Origin of the sequence: Exiguobacterium sp. s48, assembly GCF_018617395.1 — a bacterium.
In the GTDB taxonomy this organism is placed as follows: domain Bacteria; phylum Bacillota; class Bacilli; order Exiguobacteriales; family Exiguobacteriaceae; genus Exiguobacterium.
Map to the genome: position 1 here is coordinate 500,917 of NZ_JACSKC010000001.1, position 19,822 is coordinate 520,738.

The window sequence follows — 19,822 nt, forward strand, 5'->3', positions numbered from 1 at the left end:
AACGGACATGACACAAGAAATGGTCATTTATTTGGCAACAGAGAGTGTGTGGACCTTATTAAAAATTTCAATGCCACTATTACTCATCTCACTGGTTGTCGGTCTCGTGATCTCGATTTTGCAGGCCACGACTCAAATTCAAGAACAAACACTATCCTTTGTTCCGAAAATCATTTCGGTGTTTATCGGTCTTGTCATCTTTGGACCATGGATGCTTCAACAAATCGAGGGATTCACGCGTTTGATTTTTGAGCTGATGGTTGAGGTTGCCTCGAAATGAATGCGGTCGATTTTATTAGTATGTACGGATTGACCTTTGCGCGACTCTCAGGTTTTTTTGTCAGCGTTCCGTTGTTCTCGACAAAACAATTGCCAGTGATGCATCGCGTAGGATTCAGTGCATTTTTAGCATACTATGCCATGTTCACGATTACAGAGCCGATTCAGATGACGAATGGATTTGTACTTCAAGTCGTGTATGAGGTCATGATCGGATTGCTACTCGGTCTATTGATCAATATTTTATTCTTTGCTCCTCAAATTGCCGGTGGGGTTATCGATTTGCAGCTCGGATTAGCGATGGCATCCGCATATGATCCAATGTTCGGGGGCCAGTCCCCTTTAATTGGTCGATTCTATTATATTTTTACGTTATTCATTTTATTGACGAGTAATTTACATCTTTTGCTGATTGACGGGATTTATTATAGCTTTCAAATCTATCCACCCGGTCAACCGATGATTAATTTTACGGAAGCCTCTCTCATGATGGCCGTAAAAGTCGTCACGATGACGATGATGGTCGCATTGCAATTGGCATTACCAATGATGGCGTCTTTACTGCTTGTCGATTTAGCACTTGGTTTTCTAGCGAAATCAGCACCGCAGTTCAATATTTTTGCCATCGGATTTTCATTTAAACTCGTTGCCGGATTCGCTGTCATGGTCTTGTTGATGGGATTGACATTGACCGGAATCAGTCAGTTTATTCCGTTGTTACAGGAAGTGATGCATGACTTTATGCTCATACTAGGAGACGCCTCATGAAGAAGCCTCTATATCCTTTATCGGTCAATCTACAGTTTTTTGCAGGTGAAAAAACAGAAAAAGCCACGCCACGTAAACGAGAAGATTCACGAAAAAAAGGACAGGTCGCCAAATCTGCTGACTTGACTGGAGCGTTCGCACTTTTTGCGATGTTTCTCATGTTATCTTTTTTCGGTCCTGTGATTGGGCAACAATTGTTGTCATTAATCGGTGATTTACTCAGTCCAGAGTATTTGTTGTTTAACGTGACGGGCGGCATGTCGGATATGGTCGTTGATTTGATGTTGCGTGTGGGCTTGATTTTAGCACCATTCTTTATCGTTGCCGTTGTATTTGGGATTCTTATCAATTATTTACAAGTCGGCACGTTATTTTCATTAGAAGCTATCCAGCCGAAGCTCGAGCGGATTGACCCGATCAAAGGGGTCAAGCGTATCGTCAGCATGAAAGCGGTCGTCGAATTTTTAAAGTCCTTATTCAAATTGTTAATTATCCTGACAACCGCAGTCGCTGTCCTTTGGCAAAATCAAAAAGAGTTGTCACGCATGGCCGTCGAACAGATTCGCGAATCGATTGTCGCGCTTGCCAGTATTACGATTCAACTTGGATTGTGGGTAAGCGTCGCCTTGCTCGCACTCGCGCTGCTTGACTTTTTCTATCAACGATTTGACTTCGAAAAGTCGATTCGGATGTCAAAGCAAGATATTAAAGATGAGTATAAAAATACAGAAGGTGACCCGCTCATCAAATCTAAAATTAAACAACAACAGCGAGAAATGGCGATGCGGCGTATGATGCAAGAGATTCCAAATGCCGATGTCGTTATCACTAACCCGACCCATTACGCGGTCGTCATTCGATATGATGACACGAAAGATTTTGCGCCACTCGTCGTTGCCAAAGGGGTCGACCGGGTCGCCTTTCATATTCGAGACGTCGCGAAAGAACATGATGTGGCTATAGTTGAAAACAAGCCACTCGCGAGAGCGCTCTATGCGCAAATCGATATCGGTGAAGTGGTAGACGAATCGTTTTATCAAGCAATCGCAGAAGTCCTTGCATTCGTCTATCAAATGAAACAACCGTCTTGAGGAGGAGTATGTGTTGGCAGTAAAAGCGAAAGACTTTGCAATCCTGATTGGTGTATTGATGATTGTCATCATGCTCATCATCCCGTTACCAGGGTTTTTACTAGATTTTTTAATCATCGTAAATATATTAATCGCCATCATGATTTTACTTGTGGCGATGAATGCACGAGAAGCGCTCGACTTCTCCGTATTCCCCTCTCTCTTATTGATTGTGACGTTGTTTCGTCTCGGACTGAATGTATCGACGACCCGTTCGATTCTTTCAAATGGGTACGGTGGGGAAGTTATTGCGACGTTCGGTGATTTCGTCATCGGAGGGAACGTCCTCGTCGGATTCGTCGTCTTCCTGATTCTCGTCATCATTCAATTTGTCGTCATCACGAAAGGGGCGGAACGTGTATCTGAAGTATCTGCACGTTTTACGCTTGATGCGATGCCAGGGAAACAGATGGCCATCGATGCCGATTTGAATTCAGGTTTGATTGACGACAAAGAAGCTCAGATGCGTCGCCGTAAAATTCAAAGTGAAGCGGATTTCTACGGATCGATGGATGGTGCGTCGAAATTCGTAAAAGGGGATGCCATCGCCGGCATCATCATCGTGACGATCAACTTGATCTTCGGGATTATCATTGGGGTCGTTCAAATGGGATTACCGGTCGGTCAAGCGTTCCAAACGTTTTCACTCATGACCATCGGGGATGGACTGGTGAGTCAAATTCCAGCCCTCTTGATTTCGACTGCGACCGGGATCATCGTGACACGTGCCGTTTCAGACGGAAACTTAGGAGAAGACGTGATTGACCAACTCGGACAAAATCCGTCACTCCTTTATATTGCAGGATCCATTGTCTTCATGCTCGGTTTTGTATCACCACCCCTTCTTCCTGTGACAATGATCATCGCGGGTACGGCATTCTTTGGTGCGTACACGATGAGACGGAACATTCGACAAGTGACAGAGGAACCAGTGATCGACGAAGATCCGTCCTCGATGGCACCGACTGAGTCCGTCGTCTCACTCTTACAAATCGACTCGATTGAATTCGAGTTCGGATACGGTTTAATTCCGCTTGCGGATGAATCACAAGGTGGCGACCTGTTAGACCGCGTCGTCATGATTCGTCGACAGCTCGCCCTTGAACTTGGTTTTATCTTACCGACGGTCCGGATTCGTGACCATTTGCAACTGTCACCGAACGCGTACCGAATCAAGGTAAAAGGAAACGTCGTTGCCGAAGGCGAGTTATTGCTTGACCATTACTTAGCCATGAGCCCAGGGATTGAAGACCCTGAAGTGTTTGGAATTGAAACGACTGAACCGGCATTCGGTCTCCCGGCTCTCTGGATTGATGAAGAGACACGAACCCGAGCCGAAATGAGCGGATATACCGTCGTCGATCCGCCATCCGTTGTCGCGACACACTTGACGGAGACGTTGAAGAAACATGCTGCGGATTTACTCGGCCGGGAAGAAACAAAGCAACTCGTTGAACATTTGAAGGAAACACATCCCGTGCTCGTGGAAGACGTCACGCCATCGGTCCTCTCGATTGGGGAAATTCAAAAAGTGTTACGACATCTCTTACAAGAGAATGTTTCGATTCGAAACTTGCCGCTATTGTTTGAAACGATGGCAGACTATGGGAAAGTGACGAAAGATGCAGAAATTTTGGGAGAGTATTGTCGTCAAGGGTTATCTCGCCAACTGACCGATCAAGTCAAACCACCGGAAGGTCCACTATATGTCGTGACACTCGGTGGACAGACGGAACAGACCGTTCAAGATGCGGTCCAAAAAACGGAATTTGGAAACTATTTGGCCCTCGACCCGGAGCAAGCTCGAGACATAATCGAGCGCACTGGCGAACAACTGTCGATGTTTGAACGATACGGGGCATCGGCTGTGATTTTATGCTCACCAACGATTCGCCTATTCGTTCGTCAATTGCTCGAACGGTATTATCCGGATGTGCCGGTACTGGCTTATAACGAACTGCTCAGTTCCGTCGAAGTGAAAAGTATTGGGGTGATTTAATATGCAAATTAAAAAGTTTACGGCGAAGACCATGAGTGACGCGATGGCGAAAGTGAAACAAGAACTTGGAGACGAAGCGGTCATCCTTAATTCGCGACAAGTGAAGTCAGGATGGTTCGGTCTCTTCGCATCTAAACAAGTGGAAGTCATCGCAGCGCTTGAGAAGGAACAGATTGTCACAAAGCCAAGGCAACCTGTTCAAGCTCAGACAGAACCGAAGCGACCTGTCGTCACACCGCCACCACGTGTGGTAGGAACGGCGCCGAAGCTACATGCCTCGTTACAGCACGTCGAATCATTGCTCTCGACCGAGTCTTTTGCGGATGAGTCGTGGGAAGAAACGCTGAACGAACTGTACTATACGACAAAATCTGTAGAAGAAGCGGAACGATATGTGTACGAACAAGTCAAATCGTCGTTCATTGAACCGCCTGAAGCGAAGCGTTACGTCATGGTCGTTGGACCGACAGGAGTAGGGAAGACGACCACGCTCGCTAAACTTGCAGCGCACTTCAAGTTAAAGGAAGGCAAAACGGTCGGACTGATCACGACCGACACCTATCGAATCGCTGCCATCGAACAATTAAAGACGTACGCCGAAATCATGAGTATCCCGGTAGAGGTCGCATATGATTTTCACGACTTCAAACGGGCCAAGCAATTGTTTGCCCGAAAAGACATCGTGTTGATCGATACGGCTGGTCGAAATTTTCGTGACCCGGCTTACGTCGAACAGTTTCATGAACATCATGACTTCACGGAGACAAGCCTTTCGCTCGTGTTGAGTTTGACCTCCAAAATGAAGGACATGGACATGATTTATTCGCAATTCGAATCATTGCCCCTCAGCTCGCTCATATTTACGAAAGCGGACGAGACGAGTGACATCCATGCGATGTACCGTATGGTGAAAAGGAGCGGGCTTCCCGTCGCTTGGATGACAGACGGCCAGGAAGTGCCGGACGACTTGATTCCAGGTCAGGCGGATCTATTGACGAAACGACTGTTTGAGAAAGAAGGGTGGGCAAGATGGACCAAGCAAGGCGTTTAAGAGCAATCAATGATGCCCACCCGACCACCATCGCCTTTGCAAGTGGGAAAGGCGGGGTCGGAAAGACGAACGTCTGCGTGAACACGGCCATCGCCCTAGCAGAACTTGGGAAGCGGGTGTTGATCGTCGACTTTGATATCGGTATGGCCAATGTGCATATCTTAATGAATGCCATGAAGTCCAGAACGATGATCGAGACCGTAAAAGCTCGTATTCCATTGGCCGCAGCTGTTCAGAAAAATGTATATGGTGTCGATATATTACATGGAGGGAGTGGGCAAGACCAGCTCGTCCATCTCTCAGAGGATGACATGCAATTTCTCATGCGAGAGCTCGAAGTATTGACCGAATATGATTATGTCCTGTTCGATATGGGCGCTGGAGCGACGGACACCTCACTTCAATTCATCGCGGGGTGTGATGAGATGTTCTTAATTTTGACGCCAGAACCTACCTCGCTCATGGACGGTTACGCATATACGAAACTGGTGCACCATCAATACCCTGACTTGCCGCTTGGCGTCATCGTCAACCGAGCCCAGTCCGGGGAGGAAGCCCTTCAATGTTTCGAACGGATGGAAGTCGCATGCAAACAGTTTTTAAATAAGAAGATTCGATTCCTTGGCTTTTTACCGGATGATGCCTCAGTCAGAAAGGCAGTCATCGCACAAGTCCCGTTTTATCAATACAACCGAAAAAGTGATATCAGCTGGCGCCTCGAACGAATTTTGACAACGCTTACGGGAACGCCTCCAAAACCACGTCACTTGATGGACCGTTTGATGGGGAACTTACGGAAACAGTGGAACCGAGTATAATGACAGGGAGGCAATTGAGATGGACGTGAATGAATACTTAGGGTTGTTTTTAGATGAATCCCAAGAACATATCCAATCGATCAACACGCAGTTACTTAAATTAGAACAATCAGGTGGAGCGGATGTTGTACAGGAAATCTTCCGGTCCGCACACACACTCAAAGGGATGTCTTCAACGATGGGGTATGAACGGGTCGCCAACTTGACCCATGAGATGGAAAGCGCACTCGACCTCGTCCGTGGGGGCAAGAAAGAAAGCAACCAACTTCTATTAGACACAATGTTCATCGCCATGGAACAAATGGAAGATATGATCGCGGACATCGAGAGTGGCGGAAAAGGCGCGAACGTGGATGTGTCAGAAACGGTCGCCGCCTTCCAATCCTTCATCGGTGGAAAAGAAGTCACGGTTGAAAAAACGTCAGAGACGAATACGTTTGAAGTTGATTTGTATACAAACTCGGTTATCGACCAAGCGAAACAAACAGGCTTTGAGGCGTTTCAAATCACGGTCAAATTATCTGACGCGGTCGTCTTGAAAGCGGCACGTGCGTACATGGTGTTCGATCGTCTTCAAGAACTTGGTGAGGTCGTACGGACGAACCCTGAAACGGAAGAGATTGAGCAAGAACAATTCGATTTGACGTTCGACGTCTTATTCTTGTCACAAGAGACGGCAGAAGTGATTGAACATGCGATTGGTCAAGTATCCGAAGTGGAACGTGTCGAAGTCCATGCGTTTGTACAATCAGCTGACAGTGAACCGGAAGTCGCGGTGACGGCAGAAACAATTGCACCAGAACCGGTCGTTCAAGCATCACCCGTTCAAGAAGAAGTGAAAGATACGAAAGAACAAGTGGCGGCGCAAGCTCAAGCGAAAACGATTCGTGTCAACTTAGAACGTATCGATCGTCTCATGAACTTGTTCGAAGAGTTCATTATCGATCGCGGACGTCTTGAGCGCTTGGCGGATGAAGTCGCTCAGCCGGAATTGAATGAAACGGTCGAAAAAATTAAACGAGGCACGAACGAGTTACAGTCACTCGTCCTGACGCTCCGGATGATGCCGATTGAGCAAGTGTTCAATCGTTTCCCACGAATGGTGCGTTCAGTCGCAAAAGAAATTCATAAAAAGGTCCAGTTGGACATCTCTGGTGCGGAAACAGAACTCGATCGTACGGTCATCGATGAAATCGGCGATCCGCTCGTCCACTTGATCCGTAACGCCATCGATCACGGTATCGAACGTCCGGAAGTACGTCTTCAAGCCGGAAAACCGGAACAAGGGATGCTTGCACTCCGTGCCTATCATGGAGGAAACCGTGTCTTCATCGAAATCGAGGACGACGGTGCTGGCATCAACGTCGATAAGGTTCGCTCAAAAGCACTAGAACGTGGAGTAATCTCGGATGAAGAAGCGACGATGATGTCTGAGAACGAATTGGCGATGTTGATTTTTGCTCCAGGCTTCTCGACGGCAGACGTGGTCACTGACTTGTCAGGACGCGGTGTCGGACTCGATGTCGTTAAAAATAAAATCGAATCACTCGGTGGTGTCGTTTCACTAGAGACAGTTGCGGGGCAAGGCACGAAATTCCAAGTCAGCTTACCGCTCACTCTCTCCATCATCTCGGCGATGCTCGTTCAAGTGGGAGAGGAATCGTATGCGATTCCATTAACATCAATTCTTGAGACGACATTGCTCGATGAAGCGGACATTTTGACGGCACACCGTGAGCGGGTGTTTGACTTCCGTGGTCAATTGGTCCCACTCGTCTATTTAAAAGAAATGTTTGGCATCGACTCGGAAACGAAATCGCAATTCCCAGTCGTTGTGGTCCGGAAAGGAAATAAACTTGTCGGTGTTGTCGTCAACGATTTGATTGGGCAACAAGAAATTGTCATGAAACCGCTCGGTACGTATCTTGAAGGGATTCCGGCTATCTCTGGTGCGACTATTCTTGGTGACGGTCGCGTCGCTCTTATTGTAGATAGTAATGATCTCTTTTAAGGAGGAATATAGATGGAACAGAAATGGGTAGTTTTTTCACTTGAAGAAAATACGTACGGAATCGACGTACAGTCGGTCCGTTCAATCGAGCGACTTCAGCCGATCACGCGGGTGCCGAACGCCCCGTCACATGTGAAAGGGGTCATCAACCTTCGCGGTGTCGTCACGCCGGTCATTGACCTTCGCTTACGTCTCGGCTATGAAGAAATCGAGCCAACGGATGAGACACGCATCCTGATCGCCTCGTTGAATCAAGGAGATGCTGGATTTATCGTTGATCGTGCGAACGAAGTCGTAGAAAGTGATGAAGTTCGCATCGAACCGATTCCGGAATCGAGCCGCGATATGCTTTCGGCTCATTTGACGGCCATCGCCAAAGGAGAAGACAAACTCTTCTCATTACTCGATGCGAACGCGTTGTTCGAGGAACAGTATGCTGAGTGAGTTTGAACAAGACCTGTTAAAGGAACTGGGAAATATAGGGTCTGGTCATGCGGCGACTGCCTTGTCCGCCATGCTCTCAAAACCCGTGAACATTACCGTGTCTTCTGCTGAGATGGAGCCGATCACGTATTTGCCCGATCGAGTCGGGGGTCCAGAACGACATGTTGCCTCGGTCTTGTTGGAATTAGATGGTGACATTCGTGGAATGATTCTCATTTTGTTCGCCGTCGAAGATGCCGAGCAAATGGTCTCGACGTTAATCGGGATGCCATACTCATTCGATTCAGTCGATGAACTTGGTCAGTCGGCTTGGGAAGAGGTCGGGAATATCATGAGCGGTGCTTATGCCCGAGCACTCGGCGACTGGTTACAGACACCGATTATGATTCAAGTGCCGGCAACGGCCATCGATATGGCAGGTTCGATTGTCGAATTTGTCGTCACTTCGGTTCAACCAGAGGAAGATTCGGCCCTATATATTGATACGACATTTATGATTGATCAAAAAGTAAGTGCAGGACATGTGTTGTTCCTACCGACACATGGATCGCTAAAACGGATTCAAGAACGGTTGCTTGGCCATGGCTGAAGTATTAAAAATCGGCATTGCTGAATGGAAGCAGACAACTGCACCGAATCGGTTACGTACAGCCGGACTCGGATCGTGTGTGGGTGTCATTTTATATGACACCCGCCTCCAATTGGCGGCTATGGCGCATGTCATGTTACCGGATTCGACGATTGCTCGGAAGAATCAAGCGATTGAAGTAGGAAAATATGCGGATACTGCCATCGATACGCTCGTCCATTCATTGAAACGTGATGGAGCGACGCGGCTACAAGCGAAGATGGCTGGCGGCGCTCAAATGTTTCAATTTAAATATGAGAATGAGGCCATGCGAATCGGTGAGCGAAACGCCGAGGCCATTCGTCAGGCATTAAAAGTACATCGGATCCCGCTCGTTGCAGAAGATTGCGGCGGACATAACGGGCGGACGATCGAGTTTGACGTCGCGACATCCGTCTTATCAATTCGGACGGTGAGCGTGGGTACGAAAGAACTATAAGGGGGGATCGACATGACGACTCATCTTACACAGTTGTGGGATCGCTGGAATACGGACCGTGATATGGATACAGCAAACGAACTACTAGCACATTACGAGTTTCTCATCCACTACCACGTACAACGGATGATCGTGACGCTTCCAAAGAGCGTCGAACGCGACGAATTGAAAAGTTTGGGTTACATGGGATTGTACGATGCCCTTATGAAATATGATCCAGAGCACAACAACAAATTCGATACGTATGCTGCGTTTCGGATTCGAGGAGCCATTATCGATGGGTTACGAAAAGTGGACTGGTTGCCTCGGTCGGTCCGAGAAAAAGTGAAAAAAATCGATCACGTGGCAGAACAGCTAGAGCAGTCGTTGCATCGTGCACCGACAAAGAGCGAGTTAGCATCAGCATGCGACTTGCCGATTTCTGAAATCGAAAGAACGATGGCGGAAGGGTATTTTGCCAATATGTTGTCGATTGATGAGGCTGTGACGTTGCAAGAAGAAGGAAAAGTCATGTCTGTCACGTATTTCGACCCTGATTCGGAAAAACCGGAAGATACGTTATTGCAACGTGAATTGATTGACGTTCTAGCTGCAGAAATCGATCATTTATCTGAAAAAGAGCGGCTCGTCGTTTCCTTATTTTATTTTGACGAATTGACACTGACAGAAATCGGAGAAGTGCTTGAACTATCAACATCCCGGATTTCACAGATTCATTCTAAGGCGTTGAAAACATTGAAGCTCGCGCTCGGGCGGTCGTATTTAGAAGAAAAGACATCGTAAGGAGATGAACAAGTGTATATTATATATGTGAGCATGGCTTGTTTGGTTGCTTACGGTTTTTTGTTCGGCTACCGTCAAGTCCAAGCGCTTCAGGAACGAGTCGAACGGCTTGAACGGGAGAAGCAAGAGACCGAAACGTTGCTTCTCTCATTCATGGAGTCGATGAACGACCTCGTCGTTCAGGAACCCACTGAACGTTCGAACGTGATTCAACAAGAGGAGCCAACACCTCTCAACGAGTCCGTTCAAACGATCGAAGAAGAGACAGAAGAAATAAAACCGTCCGCGTCAATCGACGTGGACGATGTCTTGTTGCGACACTCCGTTCGGGACGCTGCCCGAATCCTCGGAAAAGGAGAGGGCGAACTCGCGCTCTATGCGAAACTTCGTAAAAAGTGAGAGTTGCCGGATTTCGTGACATATGCTATAGTAGTTCTCGGTGTTAAACACATCACACACGTCTCGGGATGGTATTCCTCGGTGCCGAAAGGTCGGAATACAAAGATGAACGAGGCGGAGGACTTTTTTAAACCACAAGGAGGAAATTTATCATGGCAGTAATTTCAATGAAGCAATTGCTTGAAGCTGGTGTACACTTCGGTCACCAAACACGCCGTTGGAACCCAAAAATGGCGAAATACATCTTCACAGAGCGTAACGGGATCTACATCATCGACCTTCAAAAAACGGTCAAAAAAGTAGACGAAGCTTATAACTTTGTTCGTGAACTCGCGGCAGAAGGCGGAAACGTCCTCTTCGTTGGTACGAAAAAACAAGCTCAAGATACAATCAAAGAAGAAGCAATCCGTTCTGGAATGTTCTTCATTAACGAGCGTTGGTTGGGTGGAACACTCACTAACTTCTCAACAATCAAAAAGCGTATTAACCGCTTGAAGCAACTCGAAAAAATGGAAGAAGACGGCACGTTCGAAGTACTTCCTAAGAAAGAAGTCATCATCTTGAAAAAAGAAATGACTCGTCTTGAGAAGTTCCTCGGCGGAATCAAGGACATGCCTGGTGTGCCTGACGCCCTCTTCATCGTTGACCCACGTAAAGAGCGTATCGCAATCGCGGAAGCTCACAAATTGAACATCCCAATCGTTGCGATTGTCGACACAAACTGTGACCCAGACGAAATCGACTACGTCATTCCAGCGAACGACGATGCAATTCGTGCAGTTAAATTGCTCACTTCGAAGATGGCTGATGCAATCATCGAAGCGAAGCAAGGTGAAGAAGAAGTTGCTGAAGAAGCTGTAGCGACAGAAGCTGAAGCTACAGAAGCTGAGTAATCAGTGAGACAATAGGTGATAAAGGGAAAGCCTTTTATCACCTTTTTTTAGGACATGTAATCAAAAAGCCCTGTGCTTTTCTTAAAAAATTGTTAGTTTTACAAGGAGGAATTTCCGATGGCAGTTACAGCAGCAATGGTAAAAGAACTTCGTGAAAAAACAGGAGCAGGAATGCTCGATTGCAAAAAAGCACTCGTTGAAACAGACGGTGACATGCAAGCAGCAATCGATTTCCTTCGTGAAAAAGGAATCGCTAAAGCAGCAGCAAAAGGTGATCGTATCGCCGCTGAAGGTTTGACAGCAGTAGCAGTTGAAGGCAACAAAGCTGTGCTCGTCGAAATCAACTCAGAAACAGACTTCGTTGCGAAAAACGAGAAGTTCCAAACGCTCGTAAACAACGTAGCAAAAGCAGTACTCGCATCAGGCGCAACAACTGCTGAAGCTGCACTTGCAGCTGAGTACGAAGCAGGTAAAACACTTGAAACGTACATCCAAGAAGAAGCTTCTACAATCGGAGAGAAAATCTCACTCCGTCGTGTAGCTGTTCTTGAAAAAGCTGACGATGCTGTATTCGGTACGTACCTCCACATGGGTGGTCGCATCGGTTCAGTCGTTGTCATCGACGGCACATCTGACGAAACAGTTGCAAAAGATGTTGCTATGCACGTTGCTGCAGCACGTCCACTTTACGCGACACGCGATGAAGTATCAGCTGAAGAAATCGACCGCGAGAAGAAAGTCTTGACTGAGCAAGCACTTAACGAAGGCAAACCTGCTAACATCGTTGAGAAAATGATTGCTGGTCGTATGAACAAGTACTTCGAGGAAATCTGCCTCGTTGACCAAACGTTCGTAAAAGACAGCGACTTCAAAGTTGGTAAGTACGTAGAATCAAAAGGCGGAAAAATCAACTCGTTCGTACGCTTCGAAGTAGGAGAAGGTATGGAGAAACGTGAAGAGAACTTTGCTGAAGAAGTTATGAACCAACTTAAAAAATAATCTGCATCATCATTTGTGATGCAACTAAAATTGGGAACACGTCTGTATCACCTTGAGTTAGTTCGTTAAGGGAGCGTGTTCCCTTTTTTCAAGCAAGAGGAGGCAAAGTTATGGAACCGAAATATAAACGAATTGTGTTAAAATTGAGTGGAGAAGCGCTCGCTGGAGATCAAGGTTATGGGATTGACCCTAACATTGTAAACTCCATCTCAAATCAAATTAAAGAATTGATTGAGATGGGTGTAGAAGTCGCCGTTGTTGTAGGTGCCGGAAACATTTGGCGTGGAAAGACGGGCAGTGAACTCGGCATGGACCGGGCCAATGCAGATTACATGGGTATGCTCGCGACTGTATTGAATTCACTTGCTCTTCAAGATAGCCTTGAAACGTACGGTGTCCAAACGCGTGTCCAAACATCAATTGAAATGCGACAAGTTGCTGAACCATACATTCGTCGTCGCGCAATGCGTCATCTTGAAAAAGGGCGCGTCGTCATTTTTGCGGCCGGTACAGGAAACCCATATTTCTCAACGGACACGACAGCTGCCCTTCGTGCAGCTGAAATCGAAGCTGATGTCATCTTAATGGGTAAAAACAATGTAGACGGCGTCTATTCTGCCGATCCGAAATTGGATGCAACGGCAGTGAAGTACGATACGTTGTCTTATCTTGACGTCTTAAAAGACGGCCTCCAAGTTATGGACTCGACGGCAACGTCACTTTGTATGGACAACCACATTCCATTGATTGTATTCTCATTGCTTGAAGAAGGTAATATTAAACGTGTCGTTCTCGGGGAGCATATCGGAACGGTAGTAGGAGGAGTCAATTCATGAGTGTCAAAGAAGTATTGAAAACAGCTGAAGAAAAAATGGAAAAAGCGCATTCTTCACTTAAACGTGATTTTGGAACGCTTCGCACTGGCCGTGCCAGCGCATCGATTTTGGATCCTGTCCAAGTTGATTACTACGGTGTCCCAACACCTCTCAATCAAGTGGCCAACATCAATACACCGGAAGCGCGTCTTCTTTTGATTCAACCATGGGATAAATCGTTGGTTTCTGAAGTGGAAAAAGCGATTCAAAAGGCAGACCTCGGCTTGTCTCCATCATCTGACGGTACAGTCATCCGTTTGGCTATTCCTGCATTGACGGAAGAACGTCGTAAAGAGTTAGTTAAAGTCACGAAAAAATATGCGGAAGAAGCGAAAGTCGCTGTCCGTAACGTTCGTCGTGACGCAAACGAAAACTTGAAGAAACTCGAGAAAGATGGCGAGTTAACTGAAGACGACCTCCGCGGATATGCAGATGACGTTCAAACGTTGACGGATTCGTATATTAAGAAGATTGATGAATCTGCAGCAGTTAAAGAAAAAGAAATCATGGAAGTGTAATCACGGAAGTGGTATACCAAAAAGCTGTGTGGGGACCCTTTTTCTGAGAGGGTCCTTCTTTCATACAATCAGGAGGATAATAGAATGTTTAAATGGGTGAATCCTAAAACCAAAATCGAGGCGGAGTTGAGTGTTCCTGAGCACGTAGCCATCATCATGGATGGAAATGGACGCTGGGCCAAAAAACGTGGTCTTCCTCGCATCATGGGTCACCGGGAAGGGATGAAATCCATCCGGGAAGCAGTTCGAACTGCTCAAGAACTTGGAATTCAATCTCTCACGTTGTATGCGTTCTCTACAGAGAACTGGACTCGTCCGGAAGAAGAAGTCTCATTCTTGATGAAATTACCGAAACAGTTTTTGGAGACCGATTTAAGAGAACTCCATGAACAGAATGTACGGGTGCTCGTTGCAGGAGATACGTCGAAACTTCCTCGAGAGACGCGAGAGGCTGTTGATGAGGCAAGAGAACGTACCATTGCCAACACGGGGTTACAACTCGTTTTTGCTCTGAATTATGGCGGACGCGATGAACTTGTACAGGCTATGCGTCGTATCGCTGAAGACGTACAGTCTGGATTGATTCAACCTGATGCCATCGACGATCACATGATTGGTGAACGATTGATGACCCACGTTCAAGATGTGGACCTCATCATTCGGACGAGTGGTGAACAACGACTCTCGAACTTTTTATTATGGCAAAGCGCATATGCAGAACTCCATTTCACAGAGGTGCTGTGGCCGGAATTTAAGCGTGAGCATTTTGTAGAAGCGATTGAATCATATAACGCGCGCACGCGGCGTTTTGGTGGGGTGTAACATGAAGACACGAATTATAACAGGACTATGGGCAGGTGCCATTTTTATCACGGTCATCGCGCTCGGGGGAAACGCCTTTGTCTCACTGATGGGAATTCTTGCGCTGATTGGACTGAGCGAGTTCACGTTAATGCGAAAGCATAAATTATTGGCATTCCCGTTTTTAGTGACGGCACTACTTGTGGCGTTTCCATTCATCTTATTGTTATTAGAAAAACATATCGTCACGGACGACCTCCCGTTCTCGGTCGAACAGTGGCTCGTATTGGGCCTCGTTCTACTGTTGTTTTGGACGGTCGTCACAAAAAATCGATTCACGTATGAAGATGCCAGCCTCTATTTCGTTTCAGCTGTCTATTTAGTTGTCGGTTTCATCAGCTTTGCACTCGTCCGACTGTCTGACGATGGTCTATCCAAAGTGTTGCTCATCTTGTTCATGATTTGGGCGACGGATTCAGGTGCATACTTTACCGGCAAGGCGTTCGGAAAAGCTAAATTGTGGCCGTCTATCAGTCCGAACAAAACGATTGAAGGGGCAATTGGAGGCATTGTTTCTGCGATTGTACTCGGTGTCATCTTCGTTTTGGTCGATCCGATCTTGCCCGTTGTAGAAGTGCTCATCTTGGCAATTGTTGTGGCTGTCGTCGGTCAACTCGGCGATTTAGTACAATCTGCATATAAACGTCAATTTGGTGTGAAGGACTCAGGTCATCTCTTACCAGGGCATGGAGGAATTTTAGATCGATTTGATAGTATGATTGCGGTCTTTACCGTCATTTGGGTGTTTAATCTGCTATAAAAAGGAGTGTCGAGATGAAGCGAATTAGCTTAATTGGGGGAACTGGTTCGATTGGCGTACAAACATGTGACGTCATCGAACAGCATCCCGACCTGTTTGAACTTGAGGCGTATGCGTTTGGAACGAACGTCGATGTCGCTACAGAATGGATCAATCGACTTAGACCAAAATATGTATCAGCGACAAGCATCGAGGTACTTGAACAATTAAAGCCTCGCCTTACATACGAACCGTTGTATTTCATTGGTTCGGAGGGCTTGAAAGAATGTGCGACGGCTGAACGGGCTGATATCGTCGTCACTGCAGTCGTTGGAGCAGTTGGGCTCGAACCAACGCTCGCAGCGATTCAAGCAGGTAAAGATATTGCGCTCGCTAATAAAGAAACACTCGTCACCGCCGGGCATCTCGTCAAGGCGGCGGTGAAAGAACATGGAGTCAAATTGTTGCCAGTCGACAGCGAACATTCTGCTATTTTCCAATGCTTGAACGGCGAGCGGAGAGAAGACGTTTCAAAAATCATATTAACGGCTTCGGGTGGTAGTTTCCGCGATCGCTCTAGGGAAGAGTTGTCTGATGTAACAGTCGAAGATGCATTGAACCATCCAAACTGGTCGATGGGGGCGAAAATCACCATTGATTCGGCAACGATGTTTAATAAAGGACTTGAGGTCATCGAGGCACACTGGCTATTCGATATCGATTATAATGATATTGAAGTCATCTTGCATCGTGAATCGATCATTCATAGCATGGTAGAATTCAAAGATGCCGCCGTGATGGCCCAGCTTGGAAACCCGGATATGCGCGGCCCCATCCTATATGCATTATCAGGACCTAAGCGGCTTGAAATTGAGGGGAATAAGCGGTTAAACTTGAAGGAAATCGGAAAGCTACATTTTGAAGAAGCTGATTTTGAGCGCTATCCAGCACTTCGATTAGCGTTCGAAGCAGGTAGGGCCGGTGGTACGATGCCGACTGTCCTGAACGCAGCCAATGAAGTGGCAGTGGACCTATTCTTAAACGGTCATATTACGTTTTTAGAAATTGAACGAATCGTTGAAGAGGCAATGACTCGACATGAAGTGATTGCGCATCCGACGCTCGAACAAATTTTAGAAGTGGACCGAGTAGTACGTCAACAGATTCAGCAAGGAATTGAAGGTGGGGAATAAATCATGACGACTTTTATCGCCATCGTTTTGATGTTTGGCGTTCTCATTTCAGTACATGAGTGGGGACACCTCGTCATGGCGAAACGGGCAGGCATTCTCTGTCACGAGTTTGCGATTGGCTTTGGACCAAAAATTGTTTCATTCCGTAAAAATGAAACGCTCTATACCATTCGACTTTTGCCGATTGGCGGATATGTCAAAATGGCCGGGGAAGATTTCGAACCGATTGAAGTCCGTGCGGGTCAGCATGTCGGACTCCGTCTAACCGAAACAGGAACAGTGGACCGCGTCTATTTCCAACCGGATACGGCTACTGATGTCCAAGTCGTCGGAACCGTCGATAAGTTTGATTCGACGCACGAGTTGAAAGTGCAACTTCTCATCGACGAAGAAGTACGTGTTTACTCGTTAGAACGAGATACACTTCTTGTCGACCAGGGCATGGAAATTCAAATCGCACCGCATGATCGAACATTTGGAGCCCAGTCGGTTTGGAAGCGTGTCTTGGCGATTGCAGCCGGTCCGGCGATGAACTTCGTATTAGCGTTCATCTTGCTTGTTATTGTCGGTCTCGTTCAAGGTACTCCAACGAACGATGGTCAAATCGGTACCGTTCAACCGGATTCAGCCGCAGATGAGGCAGGATTAATGAGCGGTGATGAGATTGTATCGATTGAAGGGAAGCAAATTACGGATTGGCTCGATTTACGTTCGGTTTTAGCTGATCGAGCGGATACCCCTACGGAAGTCACATACATCCGCGATGGCGAAGAAGAAACAATCACGCTAACTCCACAAGCTGTCGAGCAAAACGGAGAGACGGTCGGGATACTCGGTGTCACGAACGCGCTCGAACGATCACCGGTCAAAGCTGTGACGACGGGGGCGGAAACGACATGGACTATGTCGACGCTCATCTTCTCTGCTGTCGGTGATTTGGTGACAGGACAAGTCGGTGTCGATCAATTGGCAGGTCCTGTTGGGATTGTCCGGATGACAGATGAAGTGGCGGCGAGCGGATTGATCATGCTGTTGAACTGGACAGCGCTTCTTTCCGTCAACCTTGCCATCTTCAACTTGCTCCCATTGCCAGCGTTAGACGGAGGACGCTTGATTTTCCTCTTGTTCGAAGCGGTACGGGGACGTCCAATCGATCCGAAGAAGGAAGGATTCGTCCACTTTATCGGATTCGCACTCTTGATGATTTTAATGTTGATTGTCACTTGGAACGACATTCAATCATTCTTTAAATAAGCTGTTTGTAGAGAAGGGAAACGTTGAACTGTATGAAACAATCTAGATTGCTCATGCCTACATTGAGAGAAGTACCGGCTGACGCCGAAGCGGTCAGCCATCAACTTCTCGTCCGTGGAGGATTCATCCGTCAAAATGCGGCAGGAATCTATTCATATCTTCCACTCGGACATCGTGTGTTACACAACATCCAAACGATCATCCGTGAAGAGATGAATCGTGCCGGTGCACAGGAGTTATTGATGCCTGCCATTCAACCGGCAGAACTTTGGGAAGAGACAGGACGATGGGGCATTTACGGCCCTGAATTGATGCGGTTGACGGATCGTCATGATCGTCGCTTCGCACTCGGCGCGACACATGAAGAATTGATCACATCGATCGTCCGAGATGAACTCAACTCGTATAAAAAACTTCCGATGAATCTGTATCAAATTCAAACGAAGTATCGCGACGAGCGTCGTCCACGCTTCGGGTTGCTTCGTGGACGTGAGTTCTTGATGAAAGATGCATACTCATTCCATGCGACACAAGAGGACTTGGACGAAGAGTATACAAACATGTATAACGCGTACTCACGCATCTTCGACCGTACAGGACTTAAATATCGTCCAGTCGTCGCAGACTCTGGTGCAATCGGCGGGAAAGACACACACGAATTCCAAGCACTCGCGGACATCGGGGAAGACACGATTGTCTATACCGACACATCAAACTATGCGGCAAACATTGAGATGGCCGAAACACTTGATCGTTATGAGATGCAACAAGCTGACGTTCGTCCGCTCAAAAAAGTGGACACGGAAGAAAATCGTACGATTGAAGATGTGGCGGCGTTCTTAAATGTGGATCCGAAGACGACAATCAAGTCTGTCTTGTTTAACGTGGATGGCGAAACTGTCATGGCAATTGTTCGTGGCGACCATGAAGCGAATGAAGTCAAAGTGAAGAACGCACTCGGTGGACTCGACATTCAACTTGAAGAAGAAGCGAAAATCGTTGAGTTGTTCAACTGTGCGCCAGGTACACTAGGACCAATCAACGCTCCGGTCAAAGTCGTTGCTGACTATGCGGTCAAGTACTTAGTGAATGCTGTCTGTGGTGCAAACGAGGCGAACACACATTACACGGGTGTAAACGCTGCGCGCGACCTTGCCGAGATGACATACCACGATTTACGTTTCGTTGTCGAAGGTGATTTGGCACCGGATGAGTCTGGTCCAGTTCGTTTTGCTCGTGGAATTGAAGTGGGGCAAGTATTTAAACTCGGAACACGATATTCAGAAGCGATGGGTGCGACATTCCTCAACGAAGAGGGTCGTGCCGAACCACTCATCATGGGTTGCTACGGCATCGGAGTGTCACGTACACTTTCAGCCATCGTCGAACAACATCACGACGACCGTGGAATCGTTTGGCCACGTAACGTGGCGCCGTTCGATCTCCATTTGATTGCGATCAACGCAAAAGATGAGACTCAAGTCGAGTTGGCGAACCGTCTTTATGAAGAGCTCGGTCAAACATACGATGTCTTGTTCGACGACCGAAAAGAACGTGCGGGCGTCAAGTTTGCGGATGCAGATTTGATCGGACTTCCGATTCGCGTGAACGTCGGGAAAAAAGCCGGTGAAGGCATCGTTGAAGTGAAAGTACGTGCAACAGGTGAAGTGATTGAAACATCAATCGATGAATTGAAACAAGTCATCGCTTCAAAATTGAGCGAAGTTCATTAATGGATGAA

Annotated in this window: 21 protein-coding genes; all 21 read left to right on the top strand. The window is 47.0% G+C overall.

Features of this window, described 5'->3' with window-relative positions; genetic code table 11:
* Positions 1-7: 7 nt before the first annotated feature.
* A complete protein-coding gene (gene fliQ / locus KNO66_RS02575) occupies positions 8-280 on the top strand; it encodes a flagellar biosynthesis protein FliQ (protein WP_214740127.1) in 273 nt (90 codons plus the stop codon).
* Positions 277-1,047 (top strand): flagellar biosynthetic protein FliR, encoded by a 771-nt coding sequence (fliR, locus tag KNO66_RS02580; RefSeq protein ID WP_214740128.1) that lies wholly within the window; start codon positions 277-279, stop codon positions 1,045-1,047. Before fliQ ends, fliR begins: the two co-directional genes overlap by 4 nt.
* Positions 1,044-2,138, top strand: coding sequence for a flagellar biosynthesis protein FlhB (flhB, locus tag KNO66_RS02585; protein WP_214740129.1), 1,095 nt, complete (start codon positions 1,044-1,046; stop codon positions 2,136-2,138). The genes fliR and flhB overlap by 4 nt, the downstream gene beginning before the upstream one ends.
* A 13-nt stretch (positions 2,139-2,151) precedes the next feature.
* Positions 2,152-4,176 (top strand): flagellar biosynthesis protein FlhA, encoded by a 2,025-nt coding sequence (gene flhA, locus KNO66_RS02590; protein ID WP_285800731.1) that lies wholly within the window; start codon positions 2,152-2,154, stop codon positions 4,174-4,176.
* Between the two features lies 1 nt (position 4,177).
* Positions 4,178-5,227 carry a flagellar biosynthesis protein FlhF gene (locus KNO66_RS02595; RefSeq protein WP_214740133.1) on the top strand — a complete coding sequence of 350 codons (1,050 nt, stop codon included), beginning with the start codon at positions 4,178-4,180 and terminating at the stop codon, positions 5,225-5,227.
* Positions 5,206-6,045 (top strand): MinD/ParA family protein, encoded by an 840-nt coding sequence (locus KNO66_RS02600; RefSeq protein ID WP_214740135.1) that lies wholly within the window; start codon positions 5,206-5,208, stop codon positions 6,043-6,045. Before KNO66_RS02595 ends, KNO66_RS02600 begins: the two co-directional genes overlap by 22 nt.
* Before the next feature lie 19 nt (positions 6,046-6,064).
* The gene (locus tag KNO66_RS02605) at positions 6,065-8,056 is read left to right on the top strand and encodes a chemotaxis protein CheA (protein WP_214740137.1); all 1,992 of its coding nucleotides are present in this window, start codon (positions 6,065-6,067) and stop codon (positions 8,054-8,056) included.
* Positions 8,057-8,068: 12 nt separating this feature from the next.
* Positions 8,069-8,500 carry a chemotaxis protein CheW gene (locus KNO66_RS02610; protein WP_015881410.1) on the top strand — a complete coding sequence of 144 codons (432 nt, stop codon included), beginning with the start codon at positions 8,069-8,071 and terminating at the stop codon, positions 8,498-8,500.
* Complete coding sequence (locus KNO66_RS02615; protein WP_214740139.1) at positions 8,490-9,089, top strand: chemotaxis protein CheC; 600 nt, start codon at positions 8,490-8,492, stop codon at positions 9,087-9,089. Before KNO66_RS02610 ends, KNO66_RS02615 begins: the two co-directional genes overlap by 11 nt.
* On the top strand, positions 9,082-9,567 hold the full coding sequence (locus tag KNO66_RS02620; protein ID WP_214740141.1) for a chemotaxis protein CheD: 486 nt from the start codon (positions 9,082-9,084) through the stop codon (positions 9,565-9,567). Before KNO66_RS02615 ends, KNO66_RS02620 begins: the two co-directional genes overlap by 8 nt.
* A 12-nt stretch (positions 9,568-9,579) precedes the next feature.
* Positions 9,580-10,350: a FliA/WhiG family RNA polymerase sigma factor gene (locus KNO66_RS02625; protein WP_214740143.1), complete on the top strand. Its 771-nt coding sequence runs from the start codon at positions 9,580-9,582 to the stop codon at positions 10,348-10,350.
* 33 nt (positions 10,351-10,383) lie between these two features.
* Entirely contained in the window at positions 10,384-10,749 is a 366-nt protein-coding gene (locus KNO66_RS02630) for a hypothetical protein (RefSeq protein WP_251127438.1), read from the top strand.
* Positions 10,750-10,901: 152 nt separating this feature from the next.
* Entirely contained in the window at positions 10,902-11,642 is a 741-nt protein-coding gene (rpsB, locus tag KNO66_RS02635; protein WP_015881415.1) for a 30S ribosomal protein S2, read from the top strand.
* Positions 11,643-11,759: 117 nt separating this feature from the next.
* Positions 11,760-12,641 carry a translation elongation factor Ts gene (tsf, locus tag KNO66_RS02640; RefSeq protein ID WP_078146717.1) on the top strand — a complete coding sequence of 294 codons (882 nt, stop codon included), beginning with the start codon at positions 11,760-11,762 and terminating at the stop codon, positions 12,639-12,641.
* 110 nt (positions 12,642-12,751) lie between these two features.
* Complete coding sequence (pyrH, locus tag KNO66_RS02645; protein WP_214740153.1) at positions 12,752-13,477, top strand: UMP kinase; 726 nt, start codon at positions 12,752-12,754, stop codon at positions 13,475-13,477.
* On the top strand, positions 13,474-14,034 hold the full coding sequence (gene frr, locus KNO66_RS02650; protein ID WP_214740155.1) for a ribosome recycling factor: 561 nt from the start codon (positions 13,474-13,476) through the stop codon (positions 14,032-14,034). Before pyrH ends, frr begins: the two co-directional genes overlap by 4 nt.
* Before the next feature lie 84 nt (positions 14,035-14,118).
* A complete protein-coding gene (locus tag KNO66_RS02655; protein WP_214740157.1) occupies positions 14,119-14,856 on the top strand; it encodes an undecaprenyl pyrophosphate synthase in 738 nt (245 codons plus the stop codon).
* Between the two features lies 1 nt (position 14,857).
* Positions 14,858-15,655: a phosphatidate cytidylyltransferase gene (locus tag KNO66_RS02660; protein ID WP_214740159.1), complete on the top strand. Its 798-nt coding sequence runs from the start codon at positions 14,858-14,860 to the stop codon at positions 15,653-15,655.
* A 14-nt stretch (positions 15,656-15,669) separates the two neighbouring features.
* Positions 15,670-16,827, top strand: coding sequence for a 1-deoxy-D-xylulose-5-phosphate reductoisomerase (gene dxr / locus KNO66_RS02665; RefSeq protein WP_214740161.1), 1,158 nt, complete (start codon positions 15,670-15,672; stop codon positions 16,825-16,827).
* A gap of 3 nt (positions 16,828-16,830) precedes the next feature.
* Positions 16,831-18,081 (top strand): RIP metalloprotease RseP, encoded by a 1,251-nt coding sequence (gene rseP, locus KNO66_RS02670; protein ID WP_214740163.1) that lies wholly within the window; start codon positions 16,831-16,833, stop codon positions 18,079-18,081.
* Between the two features lie 32 nt (positions 18,082-18,113).
* A complete protein-coding gene (locus tag KNO66_RS02675) occupies positions 18,114-19,814 on the top strand; it encodes a proline--tRNA ligase (RefSeq protein WP_214740165.1) in 1,701 nt (566 codons plus the stop codon).
* Positions 19,815-19,822 lie beyond the last annotated feature (8 nt).

Bases quoted from the DNA above. Each gene is read 5' to 3' on its own strand.
- KNO66_RS02620 (WP_214740141.1), top strand. From the start codon at position 9,082: ATGGCTGAAGTATTAAAAATCGGCATTGCTGAATGGAAGCAGACAACT.
- KNO66_RS02610 (WP_015881410.1), top strand. From the start codon at position 8,069: ATGGAACAGAAATGGGTAGTTTTTTCACTTGAAGAAAATACGTACGGA.
- rseP (WP_214740163.1), top strand. From the start codon at position 16,831: ATGACGACTTTTATCGCCATCGTTTTGATGTTTGGCGTTCTCATTTCA.
- fliR (WP_214740128.1), top strand. From the start codon at position 277: ATGAATGCGGTCGATTTTATTAGTATGTACGGATTGACCTTTGCGCGA.
- KNO66_RS02615 (WP_214740139.1), top strand. From the start codon at position 8,490: ATGCTGAGTGAGTTTGAACAAGACCTGTTAAAGGAACTGGGAAATATA.
- flhB (WP_214740129.1), top strand. From the start codon at position 1,044: ATGAAGAAGCCTCTATATCCTTTATCGGTCAATCTACAGTTTTTTGCA.
- KNO66_RS02630 (WP_251127438.1), top strand. From the start codon at position 10,384: ATGGCTTGTTTGGTTGCTTACGGTTTTTTGTTCGGCTACCGTCAAGTC.
- fliQ (WP_214740127.1), top strand. From the start codon at position 8: ATGACACAAGAAATGGTCATTTATTTGGCAACAGAGAGTGTGTGGACC.
- frr (WP_214740155.1), top strand. From the start codon at position 13,474: ATGAGTGTCAAAGAAGTATTGAAAACAGCTGAAGAAAAAATGGAAAAA.
- KNO66_RS02675 (WP_214740165.1), top strand. From the start codon at position 18,114: ATGAAACAATCTAGATTGCTCATGCCTACATTGAGAGAAGTACCGGCT.
- KNO66_RS02600 (WP_214740135.1), top strand. From the start codon at position 5,206: ATGGACCAAGCAAGGCGTTTAAGAGCAATCAATGATGCCCACCCGACC.
- pyrH (WP_214740153.1), top strand. From the start codon at position 12,752: ATGGAACCGAAATATAAACGAATTGTGTTAAAATTGAGTGGAGAAGCG.
- KNO66_RS02605 (WP_214740137.1), top strand. From the start codon at position 6,065: ATGGACGTGAATGAATACTTAGGGTTGTTTTTAGATGAATCCCAAGAA.
- KNO66_RS02595 (WP_214740133.1), top strand. From the start codon at position 4,178: ATGCAAATTAAAAAGTTTACGGCGAAGACCATGAGTGACGCGATGGCG.
- dxr (WP_214740161.1), top strand. From the start codon at position 15,670: ATGAAGCGAATTAGCTTAATTGGGGGAACTGGTTCGATTGGCGTACAA.
- KNO66_RS02655 (WP_214740157.1), top strand. From the start codon at position 14,119: ATGTTTAAATGGGTGAATCCTAAAACCAAAATCGAGGCGGAGTTGAGT.
- tsf (WP_078146717.1), top strand. From the start codon at position 11,760: ATGGCAGTTACAGCAGCAATGGTAAAAGAACTTCGTGAAAAAACAGGA.
- KNO66_RS02660 (WP_214740159.1), top strand. From the start codon at position 14,858: ATGAAGACACGAATTATAACAGGACTATGGGCAGGTGCCATTTTTATC.
- KNO66_RS02625 (WP_214740143.1), top strand. From the start codon at position 9,580: ATGACGACTCATCTTACACAGTTGTGGGATCGCTGGAATACGGACCGT.
- rpsB (WP_015881415.1), top strand. From the start codon at position 10,902: ATGGCAGTAATTTCAATGAAGCAATTGCTTGAAGCTGGTGTACACTTC.